At 61.0% G+C, this 25908-nt stretch carries 25 protein-coding genes; 19 read left to right on the top strand and 6 right to left on the bottom strand.

Annotated elements, in window-relative coordinates:
- Positions 1 to 187 precede the first annotated feature (187 nt).
- The 5 genes from guaA (at position 188) to ACR3XE_RS05700 (ending at position 7028) form a co-directional block, all read left to right on the top strand.
- Positions 188 to 1792, top strand: a complete 1605-nt coding sequence (gene guaA, locus ACR3XE_RS05720; protein WP_473698573.1) for a glutamine-hydrolyzing GMP synthase — start codon at positions 188 to 190, stop codon at positions 1790 to 1792.
- Positions 1793 to 1854: 62 nt separating this feature from the next.
- On the top strand, positions 1855 to 3033 hold the full coding sequence (purT, locus tag ACR3XE_RS05715; protein ID WP_486185973.1) for a formate-dependent phosphoribosylglycinamide formyltransferase: 1179 nt from the start codon (positions 1855 to 1857) through the stop codon (positions 3031 to 3033).
- A 118-nt stretch (positions 3034 to 3151) separates the two neighbouring features.
- On the top strand, positions 3152 to 3598 hold the full coding sequence (locus ACR3XE_RS05710) for a CHRD domain-containing protein (protein WP_473698574.1): 447 nt from the start codon (positions 3152 to 3154) through the stop codon (positions 3596 to 3598).
- 104 nt (positions 3599 to 3702) lie between these two features.
- Positions 3703 to 6507, top strand: coding sequence for a DNA polymerase I (gene polA / locus ACR3XE_RS05705; RefSeq protein WP_486185972.1), 2805 nt, complete (start codon positions 3703 to 3705; stop codon positions 6505 to 6507).
- Positions 6504 to 7028: a hypothetical protein gene (locus ACR3XE_RS05700; RefSeq protein WP_473698575.1), complete on the top strand. Its 525-nt coding sequence runs from the start codon at positions 6504 to 6506 to the stop codon at positions 7026 to 7028. Before polA ends, ACR3XE_RS05700 begins: the two co-directional genes overlap by 4 nt.
- A gap of 21 nt (positions 7029 to 7049) precedes the next feature.
- Here the strand turns inward: ACR3XE_RS05700 and ACR3XE_RS05695 are convergent, their stop codons facing one another.
- Entirely contained in the window at positions 7050 to 7943 is an 894-nt protein-coding gene (locus ACR3XE_RS05695) for a prephenate dehydratase (protein ID WP_473698576.1), read from the bottom strand.
- A 171-nt stretch (positions 7944 to 8114) separates the two neighbouring features.
- Between ACR3XE_RS05695 and ACR3XE_RS05690 the strand changes: the two genes are divergently transcribed.
- Entirely contained in the window at positions 8115 to 8738 is a 624-nt protein-coding gene (locus ACR3XE_RS05690; RefSeq protein ID WP_473698577.1) for a c-type cytochrome, read from the top strand.
- Positions 8738 to 9175, top strand: coding sequence for a c-type cytochrome (locus tag ACR3XE_RS05685; protein ID WP_473698578.1), 438 nt, complete (start codon positions 8738 to 8740; stop codon positions 9173 to 9175). The genes ACR3XE_RS05690 and ACR3XE_RS05685 overlap by 1 nt, the downstream gene beginning before the upstream one ends.
- 24 nt (positions 9176 to 9199) lie before the next feature.
- Here ACR3XE_RS05685 and ACR3XE_RS05680 read toward each other — a convergent pair whose 3' ends face one another.
- Positions 9200 to 10066 (bottom strand): LOG family protein, encoded by an 867-nt coding sequence (locus ACR3XE_RS05680; protein ID WP_473698579.1) that lies wholly within the window; start codon positions 10064 to 10066, stop codon positions 9200 to 9202.
- Positions 10067 to 10092: 26 nt separating this feature from the next.
- Positions 10093 to 10770 carry an extensin family protein gene (locus ACR3XE_RS05675; RefSeq protein WP_473698580.1) on the bottom strand — a complete coding sequence of 226 codons (678 nt, stop codon included), beginning with the start codon at positions 10768 to 10770 and terminating at the stop codon, positions 10093 to 10095.
- Between the two features lie 172 nt (positions 10771 to 10942).
- Between ACR3XE_RS05675 and ACR3XE_RS05670 the strand changes: the two genes are divergently transcribed.
- The 6 genes from ACR3XE_RS05670 to ACR3XE_RS05645 all read left to right on the top strand — a co-directional run bounded on the left by ACR3XE_RS05670 (position 10943) and on the right by ACR3XE_RS05645 (position 18736).
- Positions 10943 to 12067 carry a phosphoserine transaminase gene (locus ACR3XE_RS05670; protein ID WP_473698581.1) on the top strand — a complete coding sequence of 375 codons (1125 nt, stop codon included), beginning with the start codon at positions 10943 to 10945 and terminating at the stop codon, positions 12065 to 12067.
- A gap of 99 nt (positions 12068 to 12166) precedes the next feature.
- Positions 12167 to 13753, top strand: a complete 1587-nt coding sequence (gene serA / locus ACR3XE_RS05665; RefSeq protein WP_486185971.1) for a phosphoglycerate dehydrogenase — start codon at positions 12167 to 12169, stop codon at positions 13751 to 13753.
- Between the two features lie 200 nt (positions 13754 to 13953).
- The gene (locus ACR3XE_RS05660) at positions 13954 to 15069 is read left to right on the top strand and encodes an ATP phosphoribosyltransferase regulatory subunit (protein ID WP_473698583.1); all 1116 of its coding nucleotides are present in this window, start codon (positions 13954 to 13956) and stop codon (positions 15067 to 15069) included.
- Positions 15070 to 15185: 116 nt separating this feature from the next.
- Positions 15186 to 16475, top strand: a complete 1290-nt coding sequence (locus ACR3XE_RS05655) for an adenylosuccinate synthase (protein WP_473698584.1) — start codon at positions 15186 to 15188, stop codon at positions 16473 to 16475.
- Between the two features lie 47 nt (positions 16476 to 16522).
- Positions 16523 to 17113 carry an NADPH-dependent FMN reductase gene (locus tag ACR3XE_RS05650; RefSeq protein ID WP_473698585.1) on the top strand — a complete coding sequence of 197 codons (591 nt, stop codon included), beginning with the start codon at positions 16523 to 16525 and terminating at the stop codon, positions 17111 to 17113.
- 57 nt (positions 17114 to 17170) lie between these two features.
- Entirely contained in the window at positions 17171 to 18736 is a 1566-nt protein-coding gene (locus tag ACR3XE_RS05645; protein ID WP_486185970.1) for an amidase, read from the top strand.
- 3 nt (positions 18737 to 18739) lie between these two features.
- Here ACR3XE_RS05645 and ACR3XE_RS05640 read toward each other — a convergent pair whose 3' ends face one another.
- The 3 genes from ACR3XE_RS05640 to ACR3XE_RS05630 all read right to left on the bottom strand — a co-directional run bounded on the left by ACR3XE_RS05640 (position 18740) and on the right by ACR3XE_RS05630 (position 21273).
- Positions 18740 to 19498, bottom strand: a complete 759-nt coding sequence (locus ACR3XE_RS05640; RefSeq protein WP_473698588.1) for a class I SAM-dependent methyltransferase — start codon at positions 19496 to 19498, stop codon at positions 18740 to 18742.
- A 103-nt stretch (positions 19499 to 19601) separates the two neighbouring features.
- Positions 19602 to 20054, bottom strand: coding sequence for a DUF2721 domain-containing protein (locus ACR3XE_RS05635; RefSeq protein ID WP_473698589.1), 453 nt, complete (start codon positions 20052 to 20054; stop codon positions 19602 to 19604).
- Between the two features lie 4 nt (positions 20055 to 20058).
- Positions 20059 to 21273: an LL-diaminopimelate aminotransferase gene (locus ACR3XE_RS05630; protein ID WP_486185969.1), complete on the bottom strand. Its 1215-nt coding sequence runs from the start codon at positions 21271 to 21273 to the stop codon at positions 20059 to 20061.
- Positions 21274 to 21380: 107 nt separating this feature from the next.
- On the opposite strand from ACR3XE_RS05630, the gene ACR3XE_RS05625 reads away from it, so the two are divergent.
- The 6 genes from ACR3XE_RS05625 to ACR3XE_RS05600 all read left to right on the top strand — a co-directional run bounded on the left by ACR3XE_RS05625 (position 21381) and on the right by ACR3XE_RS05600 (position 25890).
- Positions 21381 to 23153, top strand: a complete 1773-nt coding sequence (locus tag ACR3XE_RS05625) for a PHA/PHB synthase family protein (RefSeq protein ID WP_473698591.1) — start codon at positions 21381 to 21383, stop codon at positions 23151 to 23153.
- Between the two features lie 122 nt (positions 23154 to 23275).
- Positions 23276 to 24037, top strand: coding sequence for a phasin family protein (locus ACR3XE_RS05620; protein ID WP_473698592.1), 762 nt, complete (start codon positions 23276 to 23278; stop codon positions 24035 to 24037).
- A gap of 243 nt (positions 24038 to 24280) precedes the next feature.
- Entirely contained in the window at positions 24281 to 24607 is a 327-nt protein-coding gene (gene clpS / locus ACR3XE_RS05615) for an ATP-dependent Clp protease adapter ClpS (RefSeq protein WP_473700354.1), read from the top strand.
- Positions 24604 to 24771 carry a hypothetical protein gene (locus ACR3XE_RS05610; RefSeq protein ID WP_473698593.1) on the top strand — a complete coding sequence of 56 codons (168 nt, stop codon included), beginning with the start codon at positions 24604 to 24606 and terminating at the stop codon, positions 24769 to 24771. The genes clpS and ACR3XE_RS05610 overlap by 4 nt, the downstream gene beginning before the upstream one ends.
- The gene (locus ACR3XE_RS05605) at positions 24768 to 25187 is read left to right on the top strand and encodes an SDR family NAD(P)-dependent oxidoreductase (protein WP_473698594.1); all 420 of its coding nucleotides are present in this window, start codon (positions 24768 to 24770) and stop codon (positions 25185 to 25187) included. Before ACR3XE_RS05610 ends, ACR3XE_RS05605 begins: the two co-directional genes overlap by 4 nt.
- Before the next feature lie 100 nt (positions 25188 to 25287).
- On the top strand, positions 25288 to 25890 hold the full coding sequence (locus ACR3XE_RS05600) for a 2-hydroxychromene-2-carboxylate isomerase (RefSeq protein ID WP_473698595.1): 603 nt from the start codon (positions 25288 to 25290) through the stop codon (positions 25888 to 25890).
- Positions 25891 to 25908 lie beyond the last annotated feature (18 nt).

The raw sequence follows: 25908 nt of genomic DNA, 5'->3' as shown, positions 1-25908 counted from the left end.
TTGATGTCGCCAAGATGAACCGTCGCAACGACAAACTTAGACTGGGAATTAAAGGCCATTTGTCGCAACTTTATCCCAGAAAAAGCAAAGTTCCACCAACGACCGACGACGCCCGACAACGGCCTTATCGAGCGTGACGACAGTGCAGCATCTAGACAGCATGGCGCTGCACCCTTATCGGCCTGACATGCCGACTCCATCCCCCTCTTTCGCCCCCCATTCCCCTCATATCGATGAATCCATCCTGATCGTCGATTTCGGCAGTCAGGTCACCCAGTTGATCGCCCGCCGCGTCCGCGAAGCCGGCGTTTATAGCGAGATCGTCCCGTTCACACAGGCCGAGGCCGCGCTCGAACGGATGCAGCCGCAGGGGATCATCCTGTCGGGATCGCCCGCCTCTGTTCCCACTGACGGCAGCCCACGCGCGCCGCAGAGCGTCTTTGACAGCGGCCTGCCGATCCTCGGCATTTGCTATGGGCAGCAGGTAATGAGCCAGCAATTGGGCGGACAGGTCGATCCGGGCGGGCTCGACGGCGAACGGGGCGGCGAATTCGGCCGCGCCTTTCTGACCGTCACCGAACCCTGCGTCTTGTTCGACGGTTTGTGGGAGGTCGGCGACCGTCATCAGGTATGGATGAGCCACGGCGACAAGGTCACCAAGTTCGCCCCCGGTTTCCGCATCGTTGCAACCAGCGACGGCGCGCCTTTCGCGCTGATCGCCGATGATGAACGCCGCTATTATGGCACCCAGTTCCACCCCGAAGTCGTCCACACGCCCGACGGAGCCAAGTTGATCGCCAATTTCGTCCGCCATGTCTGCGGCTGTGCGGGCGAGTGGACAATGGCCGAATTTCGCGCCAGCAAGATCGCCGACATCCGCGCCCAAGTCGGTGACAAGCGCGTTCTGTGCGGTCTGTCGGGCGGGGTCGACAGCGCCGTCGCAGCGGTGCTGATCCACGAGGCGATTGGCGAACAACTCACCTGCGTCTTTGTCGATCACGGCCTGCTTCGCATGAACGAACGCACACAGGTCGAGGACTTATTCCGCAATCATTACAACATCCCGCTCGTCGTCGTTGATGCCGAAGCACGCTTCATGGAGGGCCTAGCAGGCGTCAGCGACCCCGAGGCCAAGCGCAAATTCATCGGCGGCGAATTCATCAATGTGTTCGACGAAGAAGCCAAAAAGCTGGGCGGTGCCGACTTCCTCGCGCAAGGCACGCTTTATCCCGACGTCATCGAAAGCGTGTCTTTCACCGGCGGACCGAGCGTCACGATCAAGAGCCATCACAATGTCGGCGGCCTGCCCGCCCGGATGAAGATGGCGCTCGTCGAACCGTTGCGCGAATTGTTCAAGGACGAAGTCAGACTGCTCGGCAAGGAATTGAGACTCCCCGATATTTTTGTCGGCCGCCACCCCTTCCCCGGTCCCGGCCTCGCGATCCGCATCCCCGGCGAAGTCAGCAAGGATCGCTGCGACATTTTGCGCAAGGCCGACGCCATCTATCTGGAGGAAATCCGCAACGCCGGACTGTACGACGCGATCTGGCAGGCTTTTGCCGTGCTGCTTCCTGTCAAAACCGTCGGCGTGATGGGCGACAGCCGCACCTATGACAATGTCTGCGCCCTGCGCGCCGTGACTTCGACCGACGGCATGACCGCCGACATCTACCCCTTCGACGCCGCCTTTCTGAGCCGCTGCGCCACGCGCATCATCAACGAGGTCAACGGCATCAACCGCGTGGTCTATGACTATACGTCGAAGCCGCCGGGGACGATTGAGTGGGAGTGAGCCTCGTGGCTCGGCGTCTCATGGGAAATGACTCACACTCTGCCTGAACGAAGGAGCCAGACATGACCCCCACCGCCACCATCCTGCTTCTCGGCTCGGGCGAGTTGGGCCGCGAGTTTACGATTACGGCCAAGCGGCTGGGTTGCCGTGTCATTGCCTGCGACAGCTATGCCGGAGCGCCGGCGATGCAGATGGCGGATGATTTTGCGGTGTTTTCGATGCTCGATGGTGATGCCTTGCGCGCAACTATTGAACAGCATCAGCCCGATCATATCGTCCCCGAGGTCGAGGCAATCCGCACGTCGGTGCTAGCTGAAATGGAAGCCGAGGGTTATCATGTCGTGCCCAGCGCGCGCGCCGCGCAGTTGACGATGAACCGCGATGCCATCCGCGATCTGGCGGCATCAGAGCTTGGGCTTGCCACCTCGACCTATGAATATGCGACAAGCTGCGACGAATTGAGGACCGCCGCCGCGCGTGTCGGCTTTCCGCTCATCGTCAAGCCCGTCATGTCTTCTTCGGGTAAGGGGCAAAGCACGGTCAAGGACGCCGACGGCATCGCCGCCGCCTGGGACTATGCCGCCAAAGGGATGCGCGGCGACCGGCAGCGCGTCATCGCCGAGGCCTTTGTCGATTTCGATTATGAGATCACGCTGTTGACCGTGCGGCACAAGGACGGAGTGAGTTTTTGTCCGCCCATCGGGCACCGGCAGGAACGCGGCGATTATCGCGAAAGCTGGCAACCTGCCGCCATGTCGCCCGCTGCGCTGTCCACCGCGCAGGATATGGCGGCCAAAGTCGTCGATTCGCTGGGCGGCCACGGGATTTTCGGGGTCGAGTTTTTCGTGAAAGGCGACGCGGTCATCTTCTCCGAATTGTCGCCGCGCCCACACGACACCGGCATGGTGACGCTGATTTCGCAAACCCTGTCGCAGTTTGACCTGCACGTGCGCGCGATATTGGGCCTGCCCTTGCCCGCCGTGACGGTGCCGGAGGCCAGCGCCAGCGCGGTCATCCTCGCCGACCGTGACGCGCAGGATTTTGCCTTCACGGGCCTGACCGAGGCGCTCGACGCACCCGATGGAGACACGCGGGCCGATGTCCGCATCTTTGGCAAGCCCGTCACCCGCCCCTATCGCCGCATGGGCGTCGCGCTGGCACGGGTTGCGGGCGGCACCACCGATCAGGCCCGGGCGGCAGCGGTCGCCGCCGCCGCGAAGGTTCGAATCGACTATCGCTGAACACGTGCGTCCGGCCGCCAGACTAGGCGGAGGTGTAGGGAAACCGGAACTCCCGCGCTTGCAGGGGGTTAGTCCTGCATGGCCCGACCGACCTCAAAGATAATGTGGGAGAGAGTAAATGAAAAAGACACTTTGGATTGCCCCCCTGCTCGCCGCCACCGCGCTTGGCGCCTGTGCGACGATTGAAGAAGGCGCCGCGGAAGCGGTTGCCGAAACGCGCCACGCCAATCTGACCGGCGCCCAAGAAGTCGGCGGCGGCGATCCCGACGGCTCCGCCACCGCCGAAGTGACGGTGAGCGATGAGCTCAACCAGATTTGCTATGACGTCAAAAATATCCGCAACATCGACCCGATTACCGGTATGCACATTCACCGTGGAGCCGCCGGAACCAACGGCCCGGTCGTGATGGCACTGACCAAATCGAACGAAGGCAGTTGGAAAGGCTGCAAAGGCCGCGCCGAGTGGAAAGAGGATGCGATCGAACAGGATTACACAAACTATTATGTGAATATCCACACCGCACCTTATCCCAATGGCGCCATTCGCGGACAATTGGGCCGGTAATAATCACCGATAAGATGAGAGCGGGTGGCGGCAAGTTCGGCTTGTGCCGCCCGTCTGTCATTGCAGGTCTCGCCCCGTTGCGATGCCCCTGCTAGACCCGCGCCATGAGCGCCAAGAATCACCTCTATCTCGTCGACGGCTCGGGCTATATTTTCCGCGCCTATCACCGCCTCCCGCCCCTCACCAACCCGCAAGGAACGCCGGTTGGTGCGGTCTATGGCTACACCACCATGTTGTGGAAACTGGCGAAGGATTTGCACGAGGCTGACGGCCCGACGCACCTTGCGGTCATATTGGATCACAGCGGCAAATCGTTCCGCAACGATATCTACGACCAGTATAAAGCCAACCGCCCCCCCGCACCCGAAGATCTGGTGCCCCAATTCCCCTTGATCCGCGATGCAACGCGCGCTTTCTCGCTGCCCTGTATCGAGCAAGAGGGGTTCGAGGCCGACGATTTGATCGCCAGCTATACCGAGGCGGCTGTCGCCGCTGGCTGGGATGTGACCATCGTTTCCAGCGACAAGGATCTGATGCAGCTCGTCCGCGAACCGGCGGGCGACGCGCCCCACGTCGACATGCTCGACACGATGAAAAATGCCCGCGTCGGTGTTGACGGGGTGACGGAAAAATTCGGCGTCGGGCCGGAACTGGTCGGCGACATATTGGCGCTGATGGGCGACAGTAGCGACAATGTCCCCGGCGTCCCCGGCATCGGCCCCAAGACCGCGACCAAGCTGATTGTCGAACATGGCGATCTTGATGCCGTGCTCGCCGCCGCCGAGGCGATGAAGAAGAGCAAGCTGCGCGAAAACCTCATCGAGCATGAGGACAAGGCGCGTCTGTCGCGCATCCTCGTCGAATTGAAGCGCGACATGCCGCTGCCGCAAGCCCTCGACGAGCTCAAACTCGACGCCATCCCACCGCTTCCGCTCAAGACGTTTCTGGATGAGCATGGCTTTCGGTCGCTCAGCGCCAAGCTCGACGCGGGTGCGTCCCCCGGCGGCGCCCCAACTCTCCCCGGTGACGCCGCTCCCGGCACAGCCACGCCCGCCACGCCTGCCCTGCCCGCTGCGCCGCCCATCGACCGCAGCGCCTATGAATGCGTCACCACCACGGCGGCGCTGGAAAAATGGATTGCGGCGGCAAAGGCCGCACATGTCGTCGCCATCGACACCGAAACCGCCAGTCTGGACAGCGTGACCGGCCGTCTGGTCGGCATCAGCCTCGCCACCGCGCCGAACACAGCCTGCTATATCCCTCTCGGTCATGGCGGCAGCGACATGTTCGCCGAAAAACCCGAACAGATCCCGCTCGATACCGCGCTCGACCTGTTGCGGCCCTTGTTCGCCGACGATGCGGTGCTGAAAGTCGCGCATAATCTGAAATATGACATGGGCGTCCTCAAGCAGCATGACGTGATTGTTGCGCCATTTGACGACACGATGGTGATGAGCTTCGCGCTCGACGCGGGGCAGCATGGGCATGGGCTCGACGAATTGTCGAAGCTCCACCTCGACCATCAATGCCTGTCGTTCAAAGAGGTGTGCGGCACCGGCAAATCGCAAATCAGCTTTGGCGAAGTGCCGCTCGATCGCGCAACCGAATATGCCGCCGAGGATAGCGATGTCGCACTGCGGCTGTGGCGTCTGCTTAAATTGCGCCTGCCGGTCGAGGGCGGCACGCGCATATACGAATTGGTCGATCGTCCGCTTGTTCCTGTTGTCGAGCAGATGGAACGTCATGGCATCATGGTCGACCGCGAATATCTGGCCAAATTGTCGGGTGAATTTGCGGTTGAAATGGCGCGCATCGAAGGCGAAATCCACGAGCTTGCGGGACAGCCATTCAGCATCGCCAGCCCCAAACAATTGGGCGAAATCCTGTTCGACAAGCTGGGCCTGAAAGGCGGACGCAAGGGCAAGTCGGGCGACTGGTCGACCGACCAGAACGAGCTCGAACGGCTCGAGCGCGATGGTGTCCCGATTGCGCGCAAGATTTTGGAATGGCGTCAGCTTGCCAAGCTGAAATCAACCTATACCGACGCGCTGCAACAACAGGTCAATGCGACAACCGGCCGCGTCCACACCAGTTACAGTCTGGTCGGCGCACAGACCGGACGGCTGTCGTCGACCGACCCGAACTTGCAGAATATCCCGATCCGCAGCGAAATCGGGCGGCAGATTCGCGACGCCTTTATCGCCGCGCCGGGGCATCAACTGATCGCCGCCGACTATAGCCAGATCGAGCTGCGGCTTGCCGCGCATATGGCCGATGTTCCCGAGCTCAAAGAGGCGTTCGCGCAGGGACAGGACATCCACAGTGCGACCGCCATCGAACTGTTCGGAGAAGTCAACCGCGACACCCGCGCCAAGGCAAAGACGGTCAACTTCTCGATCCTCTATGGCATATCGCGTTGGGGGCTTGCGGGCCGCCTGGAGATCACTCCCGACGAAGCACAGGCGCTGATTGCCCGCTATTTTGAACGTTTTCCTGGGATTAGCGACTATATCCGCGACACATTGGAAGACGCCCGCGCCACCGGCCACACCCAGACTTTGTTCGGGCGTAAAACCTGGTTCCCGCGCCTCAAGGCCGCCAACCAGAATGAACGGCAGGGCAGCGAGCGTGCCGCGATTAACGCGCCGATTCAGGGCACCAGCGCCGACATCATCAAACGTGCGATGGTGCGGATGCCTGCCGCGCTGGCCAAGGCGGGACTCGGCGACGTCAAAATGCTTATGCAAGTGCATGACGAACTGGTGTTCGAGGCCCCCGATGCTTTGATCGAAGCGGCCCAGCCGGTGATTCGCGCCGTGATGGCGGACGCCGCCGAACCTCTGGTCAAACTCAGCGTCGCCCTCGACGTCGATATCGGCGTCGGAAAAAGCTGGGGAGAGGCGCATTGATCCGCCACGTCTTGACGGTCGCCGCATGTTTGTCCTCCAACATGATGTCGGGCCCCGCCACGGCACAGACCGCCAGCGCGAAGCCGCCGGTCACGGCTGCTCCGGTCGTCGCGGCGGTTCCCGACGACGATATGCGAATCATGGCCGCGCTCACCGGTCGCAAAATGGTCGGGCGTCCAGTGCTCGGGCCCTTTGCTACAGCCGATAAATTGCTGTTGCTCACACGCAACGACAAGGGCGACCCCATTGTCGCCACCAGTCTGGCCCTTCCGGCGCGCCAGTCGCTGCCCGCACCGCCACCGGACACGCTGGCGATCATCCGGCTGCACCAGACATCCGAAACCGTTGTCCCCGGCCCGACCGCCGATGACTTCGCCTTTGTCGCCGCGAACAAGGTGCCGCTATATGTCATCGGCGAATGGGCCCGCCCTGCGCCCATGTGGGAAGTGGTTTTTCTGGACGGCAAAGTCCGCTTTCGCCGCATCGGCGAGGTGGGAGAAATAGGGCCGTGGCAGGACTAGACCTGTTGTTGCCGGCCCGGCTTAAGTCGGTCGAACCCGCGCCATCGGATAAGTGCCGAGCAAGCGCAATGACTTGGTCTGGAATTCCAGTTCCTCCAGCGCATGGTCTACCGCTACGTCACCCGGCGCGCCCACAATGTCCGCATAAAATTTGGTCGCGGCAAAACTGCCGCCGACCTGATAGCTTTCCAGCTTGGTCATATTGACGCCATTGGTCGCAAAGCCGCCCAGCGCCTTATAGAGCGCGGCGGGAATATTCTTCACCTCGAACACAAATGTCGTCATCACCGGACCGGCGCTCGGCGGGGGGGCAACTGCTTCGCGCGCCAGCACGACAAAGCGCGTCATATTATGGTCGGCATCTTCGATGCCCTCTTCGTGCAGATTCAGCCCATAGAGCGCGGCAGCGTGCGGTGGGGCGATGGCGGCCAGTCCTGACTCGTCGCTGTCGGCGACCCAGGCCGCGGCCCCCGCTGTGTCGCTGTGCGCGACGGGGGCGATTCCATGCTTGCGCAGCCAGTGGCGGCACTGGCCCAGCGCCTGTTCATGGCTCATCGCACGGGCAATGGGGCCAAGGTCGCGACTCATCAGGCCATATCGAATGGGCAAGAAATGCTCTCCGACGATGGACAGGCCGGATTCGGGCAGCAAAAAATGAATATCGGCGACGCGACCGTGCAGGCTGTTCTCGATCGGAATGATGGCGCGCTCGACCCGCCCGTCGCGCACCGCCTCTATCGCATCTTCAAAGGCATAACAGGGCATGGGGAGCGAATCGGCGTCAAATTCGCGGGCAGCCAGATCGCTGTTGGCCCCGGGCGCGCCTTGAAAGGCAAGCCCATGCGCCGGATCGGCCAGTGCGGCCGCGGTCATTGCATCGACCATTTCTTGCGCTGATGCGGAATAACTGCCCATGGATTGCGTCCTTCGCGAAAGTTTGGCGGCGCATATAGAAGGTGGGCAAACCGCGCAACTGGTGACGAAGGCGCGTTCATGGTCTTGCGCCGCCGCGCTTGCCCCAGTAAGGGAGCCTCCAAATCTTCACACAAGCTCGGACGGACGGGCGGACAGCGGAACGGGGCCTTCATGGACAATCGCAACAACACAATCGCCGGTTGGGTATTATTTGCGCTGATTTGCGCGCTCGGCCTCACCATCGGCTCACGCATGTTGTTCACCCCGCACAAGCCCGAGGCATTTGCGCTGCCGATCGAAAGCGCCGACGGACCGGGCGACGCCAAGGCTGAAACGCCGATTGGCGTGCTGATGGCCGCAGCCGACCCTGCCAAGGGTGAAGCCATTTTTGCCAAATGCGCGGCTTGCCACACGATCAATTCGGGCGGTGCCAACGGCATCGGGCCGAATCTCTATGGAACGCTGGGCGAAGAAATTGGCGCCGGTAAGGGCGGTTTTGCCTTTTCGGACGCGCTCAAGTCGGTGGGCGGCACTTGGGGCTTTGCCAATATGAGCGAATGGCTCACCAGCCCGCGCAAATTTGCCCCCGGCACCAAAATGACCTTTGCTGGCCTGTCCAAACCCGAAGATCGCGCCAATCTGCTGGCCTATCTCAACGCACAGGGTTCGAACCTGCCGCTGCCCAAGGTTGAGGAAGTTCCGGCAGAGGAAGGCGCAGCGACCGACGCCGACGCACCCGCCGATGATGCCGCAGCAGCGCCAGAAGCAGCTCCGGTCGAACCCGCCGCAGAATAATGCGCCGCCTCTTGCCGCTTTTGCTGGTGTCGGCGCTGACGCTGTCGGCCTGTGGCGGTAAGGACAAGGCCGCCGCGCCTGCCGCAACCGATGCCGCAACCGGCGAATCAACGACGCCAGCCGCAACACCAACAGCAGCGATGGGCGAACAGGTTTTCAAACGCTGCGCCGCTTGTCACACCATCGACAAGGACGGTCGCAACGGGATTGGCCCCAACCTGCATGGCGTTGTGGGCCGCGCGCTCGCGTCGCACCCCGGCTTTGCCTATTCCCCCGCGCTCAAGGCAAAGGGCGGTGTCTGGGACGAAGCGACGCTCGATGCGTGGATTGAAAATCCGATGAAGGACGTCCCCGGATCGCGCATGTCCTTTGCCGGTATTTACGACAAGGCCGACCGCGACGCGCTGTTCCTCTATCTGAAATCGCAGTCCGACTAAGCGGCGACTTCAGCCAACGCTCAGCTAAGCGTTCGCGCCCGTATAAGAGGCCTGAATGATCGCCCACCCCTCTTCGGCGGTTTCGACGAAGTGGAACAGCGACAGATCGCGCGCGCTGATCACGCCCTCTTCGACCAGCGCCTCAAAATTGACAACGCGGTTCCAGAAATCCTTGCCGAACAACAGAATCGGGATCGGCTTGATCTTACCAGTCTGGATCAGCGTCAACAGCTCGAACGTCTCATCGAACGTCCCGAAACCGCCTGGAAACACCGCAACCGCGCGTGCGCGCAACAGAAAGTGCATTTTGCGCAGCGCGAAATAATGGAATTGAAAACTCAGCTTGGGCGTCACAAAGCGATTCGGCGCCTGCTCGTGCGGCAAAACGATGTTGAGCCCGATCGAATCGCGTCCCTCATCATCTGCGCCGCGGTTGGCAGCCTCCATGATCGACGGCCCGCCGCCCGAACAAACGACAAAATGACGACACCCGTCGTCGTCGCACGGCACCTGACTGGCCAGACGCCCCAGCGCCCGCGCCTGATCATAATAGACCGATTTGGCCACCAGCCGCTCGGCTATGCGCTTTTCTTCGGGAGAGCGCGCTGCATCGAGCACGTCTTGCGCCGTGTCGGGCGAAGGAATGCGCGCCGAGCCATAGATGACCAGCGTCGATTCGATTTTGGCCTCGTCGAGCAACAATTCTGGCTTCAACAGCTCAAGCTGGAACCGCACCGGACGCAAATCTTCGCGCAACAGGAATTCGGTATCCTGAAACGCCAGTCGATAGGCGGGATCTTGTGTTTGCGGAGTCGATACCGCCTGATTGGCGAATTGCGCGTCGTCTTTGGCTTTATGGAAACGCGAGCGATGGGGTTGTTTGTCGGTCATTTCGTCGGAGCTAGCCCGTTCGGGCTCTATCGACAATAGCCGTTTCCACTCATGTCGAGATGGAAGTGATTATAATGGGCCGCATTATAATCGGGACTGAGCACGGTGCCAAAGCGGCGACAGGCCGATTTGTGCAGAGCGCGCAGGAATTCCTGCGACGTCTGATCGCCGTTCCATCCGCCATTGAGCATGATGCGACGTCCATCAGCCAAGACAAAGCCCGAGACATCGACCGCGTTGGACAGCGCATGTTGCGACAATCGCCCTGACCGACCGCCATTGATATTGCGACAGCTATAGGTTCCGTATGTCTCGACCTTCACGACATCGGTGTCGAAATATTGGCGCGCGGCGGGGCGCACCGCAAATTGGACCCAGGCGGCAAAGTTGCGCGCCAGTGGACAGGTCATCGCCCCCAAATTGGTTGCCGGCGTTCCGATGTCGAGCAGTTTCACCGAATCAATCGCGGTGCATCCACCGCCAAATTCCCGATTCGGCAGCGGCGTGAACCGCACCCTCGCCTTTTTAAGGTCCGCCAGACATTGCCGCGATGCGGCACTAGTGAACGATGGCGTCGATGATGTGTCGGGTCGACTTCTGTCGTTTCGGCTGGGACGATCCGCTCCGCCAATGCACCCCGCCAACGCCAGCGTTACAGCGGCAGCAGCCAGATTTCGGGCCAGTCTCTTACAGCGATGGATCATTACAACGGGGTTAAGCAGACATGGTTAACAAGGTCTAAACGCCTGCGACCAGACACCGGAAATATCAGCCCTGTCGAACCATTGTCATTGACAGCGCGGCTCGCATCCCTAAACGCGGCGCCGGGCCACGCGGTCCCAACGCCGCGCGTGCTCTCTGTAAGGAGAGACTATAATGAGTGAGTTGAATACGCCACAGGTGCGCCCAGCGCGCCCGACTTTTTCTTCCGGACCCTGCGCCAAGCCGCCGGGATGGGACGCTTCAAAAATCGCCACCCAATCGCTTGGCCGGTCGCACCGCGCCAAGATTGGCAAGACGCGTCTGCAATATTGCATCGACCTGATGCGCGAGATGCTCCAGCTTCCGGATACCCACCGCATTGGTATCGTCCCCGGATCGGATACCGGTGCCTTTGAAATGGCAATGTGGACGATGCTCGGCGCGCGCGGCATCACGGCACTGGCATGGGAAAGCTTTGGCGAAGGCTGGGTCACCGATGTGGCCAAGCAACTCAAGCTCGACCCCAAAGTCATCCGCGCCGATTATGGCCAGCTTCCCGATCTGACGCAGGTCGATTGGTCCGATGACGTGCTGTTCACCTGGAACGGCACCACCAGCGGCGTTCGCGTTCCCAATGGCGACTGGATCGCCGATGACCGCCAAGGATTAAGCTTTGCCGACGCGACCAGCGCGGTGTTCGCCTATGACCTGCCGTGGGACAAGATCGATGTTGCGACCTTCAGCTGGCAGAAAGTGCTCGGCGGCGAAGGCGGGCATGGCGTTCTAATTCTTGGTCCGCGGGCGGTCGAACGGCTCGAAAACCACACCCCCGCCTGGCCGCTACCCAAGGTGTTCCGCCTGATGAGCAAGGGCACCCTGTCCGAAGGCATCTTCCGCGGCGAAACGATCAACACACCGTCGATGCTGGCGGTCGAAGACGCGATCTGGGCGCTCGAATGGGCGAAATCGCTCGGCGGGCTCGAAGGGCTGAAGGCGCGCAGCGACGCAAATGCGGCGGCGCTCGACAAAATCGTCGCCGAGCGTGGCTGGCTGTCACATCTCGCCGTCGATCCCGCCACGCGCTCGAAAACGTCGGTCTGCCTGTCGGTCGCCGGTGCGGACACGGATTTCATCAAGAAATTCGCCGCGCTGCTTGAGGCCGAAAACGCCGCCTATGACATCGCCGGCTATCGCGATGCCCCGCCGGGGCTGCGTATCTGGTGCGGCGCGACGGTTGATAGTGCCGATGTCGAAGCGCTCGGCCCATGGCTCGACTGGGCTCACGCCTCGCTTGGTTGATTTCGTGTCCCCGCAAAGGCGGGGACCCACCATCTGACATTACAACACCGTGACACGGGACGATGGATTCCCGTCTCCGTGAGAAAACTGGAAAATATCATGACCCAACCCAAAGTCCTCATCAGCGACAAAATGGACCCGCGTGCCGCCGCCATCTTCAAGGAGCGCGGCATTCAGGTCGACGAAATCACCGGCAAAACCAAGGAAGAGTTGATCGCGATGATCGGTGATTATGACGGTCTTGCCATCCGCTCTGCAACCAAAGTCACCGCCGACGTTCTGGACGCAGCGACCAAGCTTAAGGTCGTGGGCCGCGCAGGCATCGGAGTCGATAATATCGACATCCCTGCCGCATCTGCAAAGGGCGTCGTGGTAATGAACACTCCGTTCGGCAACTCGATCACTACGGCCGAACATGCCGTCGCAATGATGTTTGCCCTCGCCCGCCAGATCCCCGAAGCCGATACCTCGACGCAGGCAGGCAAATGGGAAAAGAGTCGCTTCATGGGAGTCGAACTGACGCAAAAGACCCTCGGCCTGATCGGCTGCGGCAATATCGGCAGCATTGTTGCCGAGCGCGCCTTGGGCCTGCGGATGAAAGTCATCGCTTTTGACCCCTTCCTCACCCCCGAACGCGCGATTGAATTGGGCGTCGAAAAAGTCGACCTCGACGGACTTCTCACTCGCGCCGACTTCATAACCCTGCACACGCCACTGACAGACCAGACACGCAACATCCTGTCGGAAGAGAATATCGCCAAGTGCAAAAAGGGCGTGCGCATCATCAACTGTGCGCGCGGTGGGTTGATTGACGAAGCGGCGCTTGAGGCGGCGCTCAAATCTGGTCAAGTCGCGGGCGCAGCGCTCGATGTGTTTGTGCAGGAACCCCCAGCGGCGGATCATCCGTTGTTCACCGCTCCCAACTTTATCTGCACTCCGCACCTCGGCGCGTCGACCGACGAGGCGCAGGTCAATGTCGCCATACAAGTGGCCGAACAGATTTCGGACTATCTGCTGACCGGCGGCATCACGAACGCGCTCAACGTCCCCAGCCTGTCGGCAGAGGAAGCCCCCAAGCTGCGCCCCTATATGGAGCTTGCAGAAAAGCTGGGCAGCCTGATCGGCCAGTTGGCGCATGATAACCTCACCACCATCTCGATCGAAGCAGAGGGTGCTGCGGCGGAACTGAACCTCAAACCGATGACGGCGGCTGTGCTCACGGGCCTGATGCGGCGCTATTCGGACAGCGTGAACATGGTCAACGCCCCGCATCTGGCGCGCGAGCGTGGGCTCGATGTGCGCGAAGTGCGCCACGACCGTGAAGGCGATTATCACACGCTGATCCGCGTCACCGTGGCCACCAGCCAGGGCGACCGTTCGGTCGCGGGCACTTTGTTCGGCAACAATGAACCGCGCCTCATCGAGATTTTCGGGGTCAAGGTCGAGGCCGATCTCGACGGCGACATGCTCTATATTGTCAACGAAGACGCCCCCGGCTTTATCGGTCGTATCGGTTCGACGCTGGGCGATGCCGGACTCAATATCGGCACCTTCCACCTCGGCCGCCGCGCGGGGGGGGGCGAAGCGGTGCTGCTGCTCAGCCTCGATTCGGCGATGCCCGAACCTTTGTTGTGGCAGCTGTGCCAGTTGCCCGGTGTCAAAACCGTCAAGGGACTGAAGTTCTAAAACCGACACGGCCATCCGCTTCAGGGGAGGGCAGCGAGACTTACCAGCTTGCTGGCTAATCGCATCGGGTGGGGGGTTCGCAGCCTTGTGCAGGGTCGCGAACCCCCACCCTTCCCTTGAAGGGGAGGGACTTTCACACCCTTGACCTCAGAAACTTAGACATATTGAAACAGCCTTCCCACCCGCCTAAGGCCCAACCCATGACTCGTACCCCAGCCCTGCTCCCCGAAGGTCTCCGCGACCGCCTGCCCCAACAGGCCGAGGCCGCGTCGCGTGTGACGCGCGCGTTGATCGACGCGATGCGCGGGCATGGATATGCGCGGGTGTCTCCACCACTGGCCGAATTTCGCGAAACATTAGGCGGCTCCGATGAACGCAGCAGCCGCGACCTGTTGCGCTTCACCGATCCGGTATCACAGCGCACGCTGGCGCTGCGTCCCGACATCACACGGCAAGTCGGTCGCATTGCCACCTCGCTGCTTGCCGACGCCCCTCGCCCGCTGCGCCTTTGCTATGCCGGTCAAGTGGCCAAGCTGCGCGCCAGCCAGCTACGTCCGGCGCGCGAGATGCTGCAAGTCGGCGCCGAACTGATCGGCAGCGACAGCGTCGCCGCCGCTAGCGAGATTGTCAGTGTCGCCATCGACGCCCTTGATGCGGCGTGCATCACCGACGCCACAATCGATTTCACCCTGCCCGACGCGATTGGCGTGCTCGCCGCAGGCCCGCTGCCCATCGCGATCGATATCGAACAACTGCGCGAAGAACTGGATGCCAAGGATGCAGGCGCTCTCACGCGGCTTGGTGCCGACGCCTATTTGCCGCTTCTCGGCGCGACAGGGCCGTTTGATGACGCATTGGCCCGCCTGCGCACCTTTGACAGCAGCGGCGCTCTATCCGGCCGCCTCGACGCGCTCGAAGCGATTGCGGCGCCCGTCCGCGACCGCGTATCGCTGACCCTCGACCCCACCGAACGCCACGGTTTCGCCTATCAAAGCTGGTTTGGCTTTTCGATCTTCGTTCCCGGTCAGGGCGACGCCATCGGGCGCGGCGGCAGCTATACCGTTACCGCTGCCGACGACCACAGCGAAACCGCGGTCGGCTTTTCGCTCTATCCCGACCCGCTCATCGACGACGGCCTCGGTGCTGATAATGACGGCGAACGACATATCTTCCTGCCGCTTGGTCACGACCCGCTGGTCGCCGCCAGCCTGCGCGCCGACGGCTGGCAGACCGTCGCGGCCTTGTCAGAGAATGACGATGGTGCGGCGCAAGGATGCGCCTATCAACTGAGCGCAGACGGACCGGTTGAAATTTAACGCAGGCTATTGCGTGAACTGAATCCCGTCGCAATGCTTGCACGTCCCGCCAAATCGGTTAAGGCCGCGCGCGGCACTCGGCGAACCTCGGGCCGCCGCAACAACAGGACAGCATCATGGCCAATGTAACCGTCATCGGGTCGCAATGGGGCGACGAGGGCAAGGGCAAGATTGTCGACTGGCTCGCCAGCCGCGCCGACGCCGTTGTTCGTTTTCAGGGCGGGCACAACGCGGGCCATACACTCGTCGTCGGTGATCAGACGTATAAACTCTCCCTGCTGCCGTCGGGCATCGTCACCGGCACCTTGTCGGTCATCGGCAATGGCGTCGTCCTCGACCCGTGGGCGCTGCGTGACGAGATTGCAAAGCTGCGCGGTCAGGGCGTGGTCATCAATCCCGAAAATTTCGCCATCGCCGACAATTGCGCGCTAATCCTGCCCTTTCACCGCGACCTCGACGCGCTGCGTGAGACCGCGGCGGGCGCGGGCAAGATCGGCACCACCGGACGCGGCATTGGTCCCGCCTATGAGGACAAGGTCGGACGCCGCGCGGTCCGCGTTTGCGATCTCGCCCATCTCGACAAGCTCGATCCGCAGATCGATCGCCTGACCGCACATCATGATGCGCTGCGCGTCGGATTTGGCGAACCGCCAATCGACCGCGACCGGCTCAAGGCCGACCTCGCTGAAATCGCCGATTATGTGCTCGAATATGCGCAGCCGGTGTGGAAACGCCTGAAAAAGGTCCGCAAGGCCGGCGCGCGCATCCTGTTCGAGGGCGCGCAGGGCGTGCTCCTCGACATCGACCATGGCACCTATCCCTTTGTCACCAGCTCCAACACAGTCAGCGGCACCGCCGCCAGCGGATCAGGGCTTGGGCCAAGCGCGGTCGGTTTCGTGCTGGGGATTGCCAAAGCCTATACGACGCGCGTCGGCAGCGGCCCCTTCCCCACCGAGTTAGAGGACGCGACCGGCCAGAAACTGGGTGAGCGCGGGCATGAATTCGGCACCGTCACCGGCCGCAAGCGCCGCTGCGGCTGGTTCGACGCCGTGCTCGTGCGCCAAAGCTGTGCCGTATCGGGCGTCACCGGCATCGCGCTGACCAAGCTCGACGTGCTCGACGGCTTCGACACCATCCGTATCTGTACCGGCTATCGTCTGCGTGGCAAGATCCTCGACTATTTCCCCGCCCACGCCGCCGATCAGGCCGATGTCGAACCGATCTATGAAGAAATGGACGGGTGGCAGGAAACAACGGCGGGCGCGCGCAGCTATGCCGACCTGCCCGCGCAGGCAATCAAATATGTCCAGCGCGTACAGGAACTGATTGAAACTCCAATTGCGCTCGTATCAACCAGCCCCGAGCGCGAAGACACGATATTGATCCGCGACCCCTTCGCCGACTGACCTGCCGCGCGCTTCCTTTGCGCGAATAAACATGCCACCATGCCTGTATGGCGCGAAAAATCTTGGTCCTTTATGGCAGTTATCGCCGCGACCGGCAGGGGATTGCCCTTGCCCGCTGGCTGGTTGAAGCTTTGAACGCACGCGGCGACGCGGCGGAACTGATCGACGCGCAGGAAGTGGACCTGCCGATGCTTGATCGTATGCACAAGGAATATGCCGAAGGCGAAGCCCCGCCTGCCATGTCTGCGCTCGCCGCAAAAATCCGCGCTGCCGACGGCTTCATCTTTGTTACCGGCGAATATAATTGGGGGCCGCCGCCGGGGCTCAAAAACCTGACCGACCATTTCCTCGAGGAATGGTTTTGGCGTCCCGCCGCCATCGCTTGCTATTCCGCCGGCCCCTTTGCCGGCGTGCGGGCGATGATGGGATGGCGCGCGACATTGGGCGAAATGGGCATGGCGGTGATTTCATCGATCCTGCCCGTTGGCCGCATCGGCGGCGCTTTCGACGCCGAGGGTCAGCCAACCGGCGACGACGGACGCCGCCTCAACCGCGCCTTCCCCCTCTTTGCCGACGACCTCAACTGGTGGATCGACGCCACCATAGCCCAACATGCCAAGGCCGCGCCGCCCTATTGAAGTCTTGCGTTGCTCCTCGCATAACCGCCTCTCTTTGCCGGTAAAGGACTGCCAGACATGCGCGCATTCATCCCCGCCCTTTTGTTGATCCTCGCCGCGCCCGCCAGTGCAGAACCTGCGGCTCCGCAAATAGTGGGCAAGGATGCGGCGGAATTGCAAAGCGAACTGACGAAAGGCACGACCAACAGCGAAGTCCTTGTCGCGGCCTATCTGGCGCGGATTCAGGCGATTGACGATAGCGGCCCGACACTCAATGCGGTGTTCGCGACTTTCCCCGATGTCATAGCACAAGCCCGCGCGTTCGATGCCGAGCGTAAGGCGGGTCATGTTCGCGGGCCGCTGCATGGCATACCGGTGCTGCTAAAGGATAATATCGAGGCCAAAGGCCAGCTACCGACCACCGCCGGTTCGCTCGCTCTCAAAAACAATGTCACACAGCGCGACGCGCCGTTGGTGGCACGGCTGCGCCAGGCGGGCGCGATTATCCTTGGCAAAACCAACCTCAGCGAATGGGCCAATATCCGGTCCATGAATTCGACCAGCGGCTGGAGCGCGGTGGGCGGGCTCACCAAAAATCCCCATGCGCTGGACCGCAACACATGCGGCTCGTCGGCGGGGAGCGCCGCCGCGATGGCGGCCAGTCTCGCCGCGCTGACGGTCGGAACCGAAACCGATGGCTCGGTCACTTGCCCGGCCGGAATCAATGGCGTTGTCGGCTTCAAACCCACGGTTGGCCTGGTCAGCCGCACCCATATCGTGCCGATCAGTCACAGTCAGGACACGGCTGGCCCTATCACTTTGACCGTCCGCGACGCCGCGGTCATGCTAACCGCTATGGCCGGCAGCGATCCCGCCGACCCTGCCACGGTCGACGCTGATACACATCGCACCGATTTCACCGCGGCCCTGTCGCCGGACGCGCTGCAGGGCAAGCGCATCGGCGTGTTGCGCGATCGCATTGGCCGCCGTCCCGACCTGATCGCGCTGTTCGACAAGGCTCTGGCGCAAATGACCGCTGCCGGTGCGACCATAGTCGATATCAAGGATAGCAGGTCCGGTCTCAACGGCATGGGCGACGCAGAGCATGACGTGATGATGTTCGAACTCAAGGCCGATATGAATAGCTATCTGGCCGGACTCCCCGGCAAGGATCAGCCAAAGACGCTGGCGGATCTGATCGCCTTTAACAAAGCGCATCCCGAGGAGTTGCGCTGGTTCGACCAATCCATGTTCGAAATGTCCCAAGCGCAATCAGGCCTAAACAGTGCCACCTATCGCGAAGCCCGCGCCAAATCGCTCCGGCTCGCAGGCGAACAGGGTATTGACAAGCTGCTCAGCGATCATCATGTCGACCTGCTTGTTGGCATCACCAACGGACCGGCATGGACCAGCGACCTCGTGGTCGGCGACCATTATACCGGCCCCAGCGTCAGCGAGATGCCCGCCATCGCGGGCTATCCGCACCTGACCGTTCCGATGGGGGCGATCGAAGGGCTGCCGGTCGGGATTTCCTTTATCGGTCCCGAATGGTCCGATGCCGCCGTGCTGGCTGCTGGCTATGCCTATGAACAGGCCAGCCATCAGCGCGTGACGCCAACCTATCGGGCCAGCGTCACACCCTGACCCTCATTCGGGTTTGCGAAAGCGCATCATAAAGCGGTCGGTGTTGCCGCGAATGGCGGGATCAAAGACATTTTTGCTATGATCATCGTCGGGATTGGCAAGCGCATCGCTTTGGTCTTCCAACACGAATCCGGCGCGTTCGAGGTCAGCCTTGACCGTCGCGGGATCAATCCGGTGCAGTTTCTCCACAAGCGCACGTGTGTCACCCGCCGGACCGACATGATCGACGACAATCACGCTGCCACCCGGCCTGACCGCCGCGAACCAGTTGGCCATCAGCGCATCGACATCGCGGGTCGGATATTTATACTTCTCGCTGGTCCAATATAGGTCGTGATAGACCAGATGGGTGAAAATCATATCGACGCTGTCCGGTGCGAACTGCATCGCCCCCGGTGCCACGACCATCGGCACGATATTGCGATGCGCCTTGGCAATTTTTGCCCAGGTTTCGGGCTGATTGAAGCTCGGCGGGTTGACCGGCATCACCACGCCCTTCGCCCCGACTAGATCGGCGAGCATTTCGGTGAAATAGCCGTTGCCCGCGACCAGATCGATGACGGTCGACCCCGGCTTGATTTGCGAAAAGGCCAAAACCGTCGCCGGTTGGCGCGCCTCGTCAAGTTTGACATTGGCGTCCTGCCGGGTCGTGTCGGCGACCGCAGCGGCAATGCCATCCGTTTGGGCCATGACGGCCATCGGCGACAGGGTCAGCAGGCAAGCGCTGGCGCATAGTGCCATAAGGTGAATTTTGTTCCGCATGTTCATTCTCCCCTTGAAGATTATGCCCGGAATTTAGCAGCCAACTCCGCTCAGTAACATCGCTGTTGGTCGAAAAATGACGCCCCTTAGTCGGCGCGGCGCGTCATTCCCTTTCGAGCAATTCCATCGGCACATGGATATCACGGATGGCAAGCCGCACTTCGACCAGAAAGCAACCGAGCGACAGCATCATTAAAAGCATGGCCAGAACAAAGGCTGCCGAAACCGCCGTACCCAAATCAAAACCGCCAGCATATTGCAGGAACAACAACGCCACGAGCAGACACACCACGACGCCGCTGCCGACAGCAAAAAGCATCGACAAATTGATAACGCTCATCCGGCGATCCAGCGCGCGCAGCTCCGCCACCAGATTTTGATGTTCAGAACCATGGGTGTCGGCATGGCGCACCATTAAATCGCGCGACCGATCGACAACGCGCGCCAGCCGTCCCGAATAAACGCCCAGCAAATTCCCCATCGCCACCAACAGAAACACCGGCGCCACCGACAATTGGATGGTCTGCGCGATCACCGGCCCTGCGGCGCCCATCATGCGATCAACCTTCGTTTACGGTCGAGGGCGTGTTGATGCCATGCATCGTCAGGAATTTACGAACATTGCGCGCGGCTTGCCGTATGCGCTGTTCATTTTCGACCATCGCGATGCGAACAAAGCCTTCGCCATCCTCGCCATAACCGACGCCGGGTGCGACCGCGACTTTGGCATGGATCAGCAATTGCTTGGTAAATTCCAGACTGCCCATTTCGGCCAGCGCGGGAGGCAAGGGAGCCCAAGCGAACATCGACGCCGGCGGGCTTGGAATATCCCAGCCCGCACGGCCAAAGCTTTCGACCATCACATCGCGGCGCTTTTGATACAACTCTCGGTTACGATCAACCACATCCTGCGGCCCGTTGAGCGCGGCGCACGCAGCCGCCTGAATCGGCGTAAAAGCACCATAGTCGAGATAGGATTTAACCCGCGTCATCGCCGCAATCAGCCGCTTGTTGCCAACCGCAAAGCCCATGCGCCAACCCGCCATCGAATATGTTTTCGACATTGAGGTGAATTCGACCGCGACATCCTTGGCCCCCGGCACCTGCAAGATCGACGGCGTCGGCTTGCCGTCATAATAAAGCTCCGAATAGGCCAGATCCGAAAGCACCCAGACCTTATTCTCTTTCGCCCAAGCAACCAGCCGCTCGTAAAAGCTAAGTTCCACCGCCTCGGCGGTCGGATTCGACGGATAGTTGACCACCAAAATCGACGGGCGCGGTACGGTGAACGCCATCGCGCGGTCGAGGGCGGTGAAATAGGCTTCGTCGGGCGTTGTCGGCACGCTGCGGATTGTCGCACCGGCGATGATGAAGCCAAAGGTGTGGATCGGATAGCTGGGGTTCGGGGCCAGCACGACATCGCCGGGACCTGTGATCGCGGTTGCCAGACTGGCCAGCCCTTCCTTGGACCCCATCGTCACCACAACTTCGCTTTCGGGGTCGAGGTCGACGTTGAAACGGCGGCCATAATAATTGGCCTGTGCCTTGCGCAGCCCCGGAATCCCCTTTGATTGCGAATAGCCATGTGCGTTGGGCTTCATCGCCACTTCGCACAATTTGTCGATGACATGTTGCGGCGGCGGGAGGTCGGGATTGCCCATCCCCAGGTCGATGATATCCTCGCCAGCGGCACGGGCCGCCGCACGCATCGCATTGACTTCAGCGATGACATAGGGCGGCAGGCGCTTGATGCGATAAAATTCATCGTCGGACATGATGGACTAGAACAACTCCCTTCGTACGGTTCGCGCAGTCGGCGGTCGCCACCTGCATCAGCTCTTGCTATAGGCAGTGCAATCGGCACTGACTAGCGGGAAGCAGTATGAGCGACGAGCAAGGAAAAGACAGCAGCGGGGCCGACCAGCATCCTTTCATGCCGTCTCTCGATGACATGCAGCATTGGGCCGGTGTCATGGGGCGCGCGCAGCAAATGATGCTGGAATATGCGCTGGGTCAGGCGAACGATGACAAAGGCACCGATGCCGCCGCCCTGTTCGACCCCGCACGCTGGGTTGAATCGCCGGCAACTCAGGCTTGGATGAAACAATCGACCCAGATGTGGGAACAAGGCGTAGCTTTTTGGACATCGATGGCCAGTCGCAGTCCGCCGATTACGCCAGATGCGTCCAAGGATCGCCGCTTTGCCGATCCCGACTGGGCCGAGAATCCCGTGTTCGCGATGATCCGCCAAACCTATGGTATGCTCTCTGACCAAATGCTGGCCACGACGCAAAAGATGGAGGGGCTTGACCCCGCCGCGCACGCCAAAATGGAATTTGCCGCCAAAAGCATCGCCGATGCTTTGTCGCCGACCAATTTGGCGGTGACTAATCCCGAAGTCATCAAGCGCGCCGTGGAAACGCGGGGCGAAAGCCTGCTCAAAGGGTTGCAGCATATGCTGACCGACCTGTCGCGCGGGCAACTGACCCATGTCGACACCTCGGCCTTTGAACTGGGCCGGAACATTGCGGCGACCCCGGGCAAAGTGATCCACGAAACCGAACTTTACCAGCTGATCCATTATGCACCGACGACCAAGGACGTGTTTGGAGTGCCGTTGGTCATCTTTCCGCCGTGGATCAATCGATTTTATATTCTCGACCTCAATCCCAAAAAGAGCTTCGTCGGATGGGCGGTCGAACAAGGCCTGTCGGTGTTCATTGTGTCATGGAAATCGGCCGACGCCGGGATGAAGGATATCATCTGGGACGATTATATCGCCGCTCAGATCGATGCGATCGACACGGTGCGCGCACTGTTAAAGGTCCCCGCTGTTCACAGCATCGGTTATTGCGTTGCCGGCACGACGCTGGCCGCGACGCTGGCACTGCTCTCGGCACGCGGAGAGGCAGACAAGGTCAAATCAGTGACCTTCTTCACCGCGCAGGTTGATTTTGAACATGCGGGCGAACTGAAACTCTTTATCGACGAGACCTATCTGGCGCTGCTCGAGCAGCTATCGGCACCCGGCTATCTCGACGGGCGCTATATGGCCGCGACCTTCAACAGCTTGCGCGGGCGCGATCTGATCTGGAACTATGTCGTCAACAATTACCTGCTCGGCAACGACTATCCGCCCTTTGACCTGTTGTACTGGAATGGCGACACCACCAACCTGCCCGCCAAGTGGCATCGCCAATATCTGGTCGACCTCTACCGCGACAATCGTCTGGTCGTGCCGGGCAGCCTGACCGTCGACAGCACCCCCATCGACCTGCGCAAGATTGTGACGCCCGCCTATATTCAGGCGGGGCGCGAGGATCATATTGCTCCGGTGCAAAGCGTGTGGCGGCTGATGAACAACCTCAGCGGCCCCAGAACTTTTCTGCTCGCCGGGTCGGGGCATATCGCAGGAGTAGTCAACCCGCCCGCCGCGAACAAATATCAATATTGGACCGGCGACAATGATGCCGACACGCTCGATAGCTTTGTCGAAGGGGCAAAAGAGACAAAAGGCAGCTGGTGGCCGCACTGGTTGGACTGGATTCAGGCTCAGGATGACGCGAAAACTGCCGCAAAGGGCGCGCGCATCCCCGGAAAGGGCAGCAAAAAGGCGATCGAGGACGCGCCGGGCTCCTATGTTAAACAACGCTAATGTTTGACAAATAACCATCAGCCAGCCGTGCGCGGTGGAATTTATTGTGCGCTGCACAAAAAATTCCTTGAAATGTTGCCAAAACTCCTATATTGTGCACTGCAACATAAAGGAGTTCACCCATGGCTACGAAAATTGATACCGCTGAGAAGGCTTTTGAAGCCGCCACGCTGGATACAGCTGCGAAGCCGGTTGCGACTTCGGTTGCACCTGCTGCGGCGCCCGTCGCTGCCAAGACTGCGGCTCCTGTAAAGGCTGCCCCCGTCAAAACCAAGACCGTCAAGGCGAAAGCCAAGCCGGCCGCCAAGAAGGTCGCTGCTCCCAAGGCAGCCAAGAAAGTTGCTGCCAAAAAGACTGCAGCAAAGAAAATCACTCGCAAGCCCGCTGTAAAAGCTGCGAGCAAGCCCGTTTCCGCCGCCACCAAAGGATTGAAAACCATGAACGATACCGTCAAGAAATTCGCCGACGAAGCCAAGACCCGCGTCGAGACCCTCAGCGCCGATTTCAACAGCCGCGCCAAGGAAGCTGTCGCCAAGTCAAGCAAGCTGGCTGAAGAAGCTGCCGAGTTCAACAAAGCGAACCTCGAAGCCATCGTCGAAGCCGGCAAGATCGCTGCCAAGAACGCTGAAGTTCTGGGCCAAGAAGGCGTAACCTTCGCTCGCAAGAGCTTTGAAGACACGACCGCAGCGTTCAAGGGTTACACCGCGGTTAAGTCGCCGACCGAATTCTTCAAGCTTTATGCCGAGAACAGCAAGAAGGCTTTTGACGCCGCTGTTGCACAGACCTCGAAGACCAGCGAAATGTTCGTCAAAATGACGAACGACAGCTTCGCTCCGATCTCGAACCGCGTTTCGGTCATCACTTCGAAGATGAAGGTTGCCTAAAGGCCCTTCACCTTCCCGTTGACGCAGGCCACCCCCCCTCCCGGTCTGCGTCAACGACCAACAAACACCGCTCGCCTCCTTCGGGAAGCGGGCGGTTTTGTATGTGGGCCGCTGTCACCTCTACAAAGGCCCCGACGACGAAAAGGGGGTTAATAGAATGCCCTCCCCCTTGCGCTTCGCATCTGCATTGCGATATTCCGAAACATGATGACGCCCACTGCCTTCCCACACTCCATCCGCGCCATGGCTGACCGCAAGGATAACACCCCCGACGATCCCGGCGTCGGCATTGCGACGCGCACGCGGACGAAGGCGAAAAAGCCCTCGATGTACAAAGTGCTGCTGCTAAACGACGATTATACCCCGATGGAATTCGTCGTGATGGTGCTCCAGCGCTTTTTCAACATGGACATTGAACAGGCGACGCAGGTGATGCTGCACGTTCATCAACAAGGCGTCGGCATCTGCGGCGTCTTCACCTATGAAGTCGCCGAGACCAAGGTCAATCAGGTGATGGATTCGGCGCGCCAGAACCAGCATCCGCTACAATGCACGCTTGAAAAGGCGTGAGCGGCGGCGCGATTGCCCGCGGCTTCGCCGCCGAAGGGCTGACCGCCTGCGTCAACCGCCGTCCCCGCAGCATCGACGCCCTCGAAACACTCGCACAATCGATCCGCGATGACGGGCATCTGGCGCGCGCTTTCCCGCCGACGCCCGCGATGAAGCAGCGATGATCGCACTGTTCGAACAGGTCGAGGCCGAAGTCGGCCCTATCGAGGTCGCCGTATTCAACATCGGGGCCAATGTGAACTTCCCGATCACCGAAACCACTGTGCGCGTTTACACCAAAGTCTGGGAAATGGCGTGCCTCGGCGGCTTTCTGACGGGGCGCGAGGCGGCAAAGCATATGACCCCGCGCCAGCGCGGCACCATCATCTTCACCGGCGCCACCGCAAGCTTGCGCGGCGGGTCGGGCTATGCGGCTTTTTCAGGGGCCAAAGCGGGCTTGCGGATGCTCGCCCAGTCGATAGCCCGCGAACTGGGGCCAAAAGGCATCCATGTCGCGCACAGCGTCATCACGGCGCCATCGACACCGACTTCATCCGTCAGCGCCACCCCGATTTCGAGCACGCCAAGGCACAGGACCTGATCCTGTCACCGCAAGCCATCGCCGCCCAATATGTCATGCTGCACCAACAACCGCGCAGCGCCTGGACCCACGAGTTGGATCTGAGACCGTGGGGAGAGACATGGTGAGCAAGACGCTTGAATTCATCTATGATTGCGGCAGCCCCAATGCCTATCTGGCGATGAAGGTGCTACCCGATATGCTGGAACGCACGGGGGCGAGTCTGACCATCACCCCCTGCCTGCTCGGCGGCATCTTTAAGGCCACAGGCAATAAGGCGCCGATGCTCCAGTTCGCCGATGTCCCCGCCAGAATGGACTATGAGCAGTTGGAAATGCAGCGTTTCATCGCGGCGCATGACCTGACCGCTTTCCGCTTCAACCCGCATTTTCCGGTCAACACACTGACGATGATGCGCGGCGCCATTGTGGCTGGGGAAGAAGGCCGCTTGCCCGCCTATGTCGATGCCATCAACCGCGCGATGTGGGAGGAAGGGCTCAAGATGGACGACCTCGACGTCGCCGCCCCATATCTGTCCGCGAACGGATTTGACGGCCCCGCGCTGCTCGCCCGGACGCAAGAGCCCGAAATCAAGGCCGCGCTAGTCGCCAATACCGAAGCCGCCGTGGCGCGCGGTGTGTTTGGCATCCCGACCTTTTTCGTCGGCGATCAGATATTCTTTGGCAAAGACCGTCTGGGTCAGGTCGAGGCGGCGCTGAGCTAAACCCGGCGCACCCCTTCC

The sequence above is a fragment of the Sphingopyxis sp. 10G20-10 genome (assembly GCF_057365075.1).
The sequence above is the reverse complement of the archived record's forward strand: the minus strand, read 5'-3'. Positions and strand labels throughout refer to the sequence as shown.

Excerpts from the sequence above, each read along its gene's own strand:
- guaA (WP_473698573.1), top strand. The coding sequence starts at position 188 with ATGCCGACTCCATCCCCCTCTTTCGCCCCCCATTCCCCTCATATCGAT.
- purT (WP_486185973.1), top strand. The coding sequence starts at position 1,855 with ATGACCCCCACCGCCACCATCCTGCTTCTCGGCTCGGGCGAGTTGGGC.
- ACR3XE_RS05710 (WP_473698574.1), top strand. The coding sequence starts at position 3,152 with ATGAAAAAGACACTTTGGATTGCCCCCCTGCTCGCCGCCACCGCGCTT.
- polA (WP_486185972.1), top strand. The coding sequence starts at position 3,703 with ATGAGCGCCAAGAATCACCTCTATCTCGTCGACGGCTCGGGCTATATT.
- ACR3XE_RS05695 (WP_473698576.1), bottom strand. The coding sequence starts at position 7,943 with ATGGGCAGTTATTCCGCATCAGCGCAAGAAATGGTCGATGCAATGACC.
- ACR3XE_RS05690 (WP_473698577.1), top strand. The coding sequence starts at position 8,115 with ATGGACAATCGCAACAACACAATCGCCGGTTGGGTATTATTTGCGCTG.
- ACR3XE_RS05685 (WP_473698578.1), top strand. The coding sequence starts at position 8,738 with ATGCGCCGCCTCTTGCCGCTTTTGCTGGTGTCGGCGCTGACGCTGTCG.
- ACR3XE_RS05680 (WP_473698579.1), bottom strand. The coding sequence starts at position 10,066 with ATGACCGACAAACAACCCCATCGCTCGCGTTTCCATAAAGCCAAAGAC.
- ACR3XE_RS05675 (WP_473698580.1), bottom strand. The coding sequence starts at position 10,770 with ATGATCCATCGCTGTAAGAGACTGGCCCGAAATCTGGCTGCTGCCGCT.
- ACR3XE_RS05670 (WP_473698581.1), top strand. The coding sequence starts at position 10,943 with ATGAGTGAGTTGAATACGCCACAGGTGCGCCCAGCGCGCCCGACTTTT.
- serA (WP_486185971.1), top strand. The coding sequence starts at position 12,167 with ATGACCCAACCCAAAGTCCTCATCAGCGACAAAATGGACCCGCGTGCC.
- ACR3XE_RS05660 (WP_473698583.1), top strand. The coding sequence starts at position 13,954 with ATGACTCGTACCCCAGCCCTGCTCCCCGAAGGTCTCCGCGACCGCCTG.
- ACR3XE_RS05655 (WP_473698584.1), top strand. The coding sequence starts at position 15,186 with ATGGCCAATGTAACCGTCATCGGGTCGCAATGGGGCGACGAGGGCAAG.
- ACR3XE_RS05650 (WP_473698585.1), top strand. The coding sequence starts at position 16,523 with ATGGCGCGAAAAATCTTGGTCCTTTATGGCAGTTATCGCCGCGACCGG.
- ACR3XE_RS05645 (WP_486185970.1), top strand. The coding sequence starts at position 17,171 with ATGCGCGCATTCATCCCCGCCCTTTTGTTGATCCTCGCCGCGCCCGCC.
- ACR3XE_RS05640 (WP_473698588.1), bottom strand. The coding sequence starts at position 19,498 with ATGCGGAACAAAATTCACCTTATGGCACTATGCGCCAGCGCTTGCCTG.
- ACR3XE_RS05635 (WP_473698589.1), bottom strand. The coding sequence starts at position 20,054 with ATGATGGGCGCCGCAGGGCCGGTGATCGCGCAGACCATCCAATTGTCG.
- ACR3XE_RS05630 (WP_486185969.1), bottom strand. The coding sequence starts at position 21,273 with ATGTCCGACGATGAATTTTATCGCATCAAGCGCCTGCCGCCCTATGTC.
- ACR3XE_RS05625 (WP_473698591.1), top strand. The coding sequence starts at position 21,381 with ATGAGCGACGAGCAAGGAAAAGACAGCAGCGGGGCCGACCAGCATCCT.
- ACR3XE_RS05620 (WP_473698592.1), top strand. The coding sequence starts at position 23,276 with ATGGCTACGAAAATTGATACCGCTGAGAAGGCTTTTGAAGCCGCCACG.
- clpS (WP_473700354.1), top strand. The coding sequence starts at position 24,281 with ATGGCTGACCGCAAGGATAACACCCCCGACGATCCCGGCGTCGGCATT.
- ACR3XE_RS05605 (WP_473698594.1), top strand. The coding sequence starts at position 24,768 with ATGATCGCACTGTTCGAACAGGTCGAGGCCGAAGTCGGCCCTATCGAG.
- ACR3XE_RS05600 (WP_473698595.1), top strand. The coding sequence starts at position 25,288 with ATGGTGAGCAAGACGCTTGAATTCATCTATGATTGCGGCAGCCCCAAT.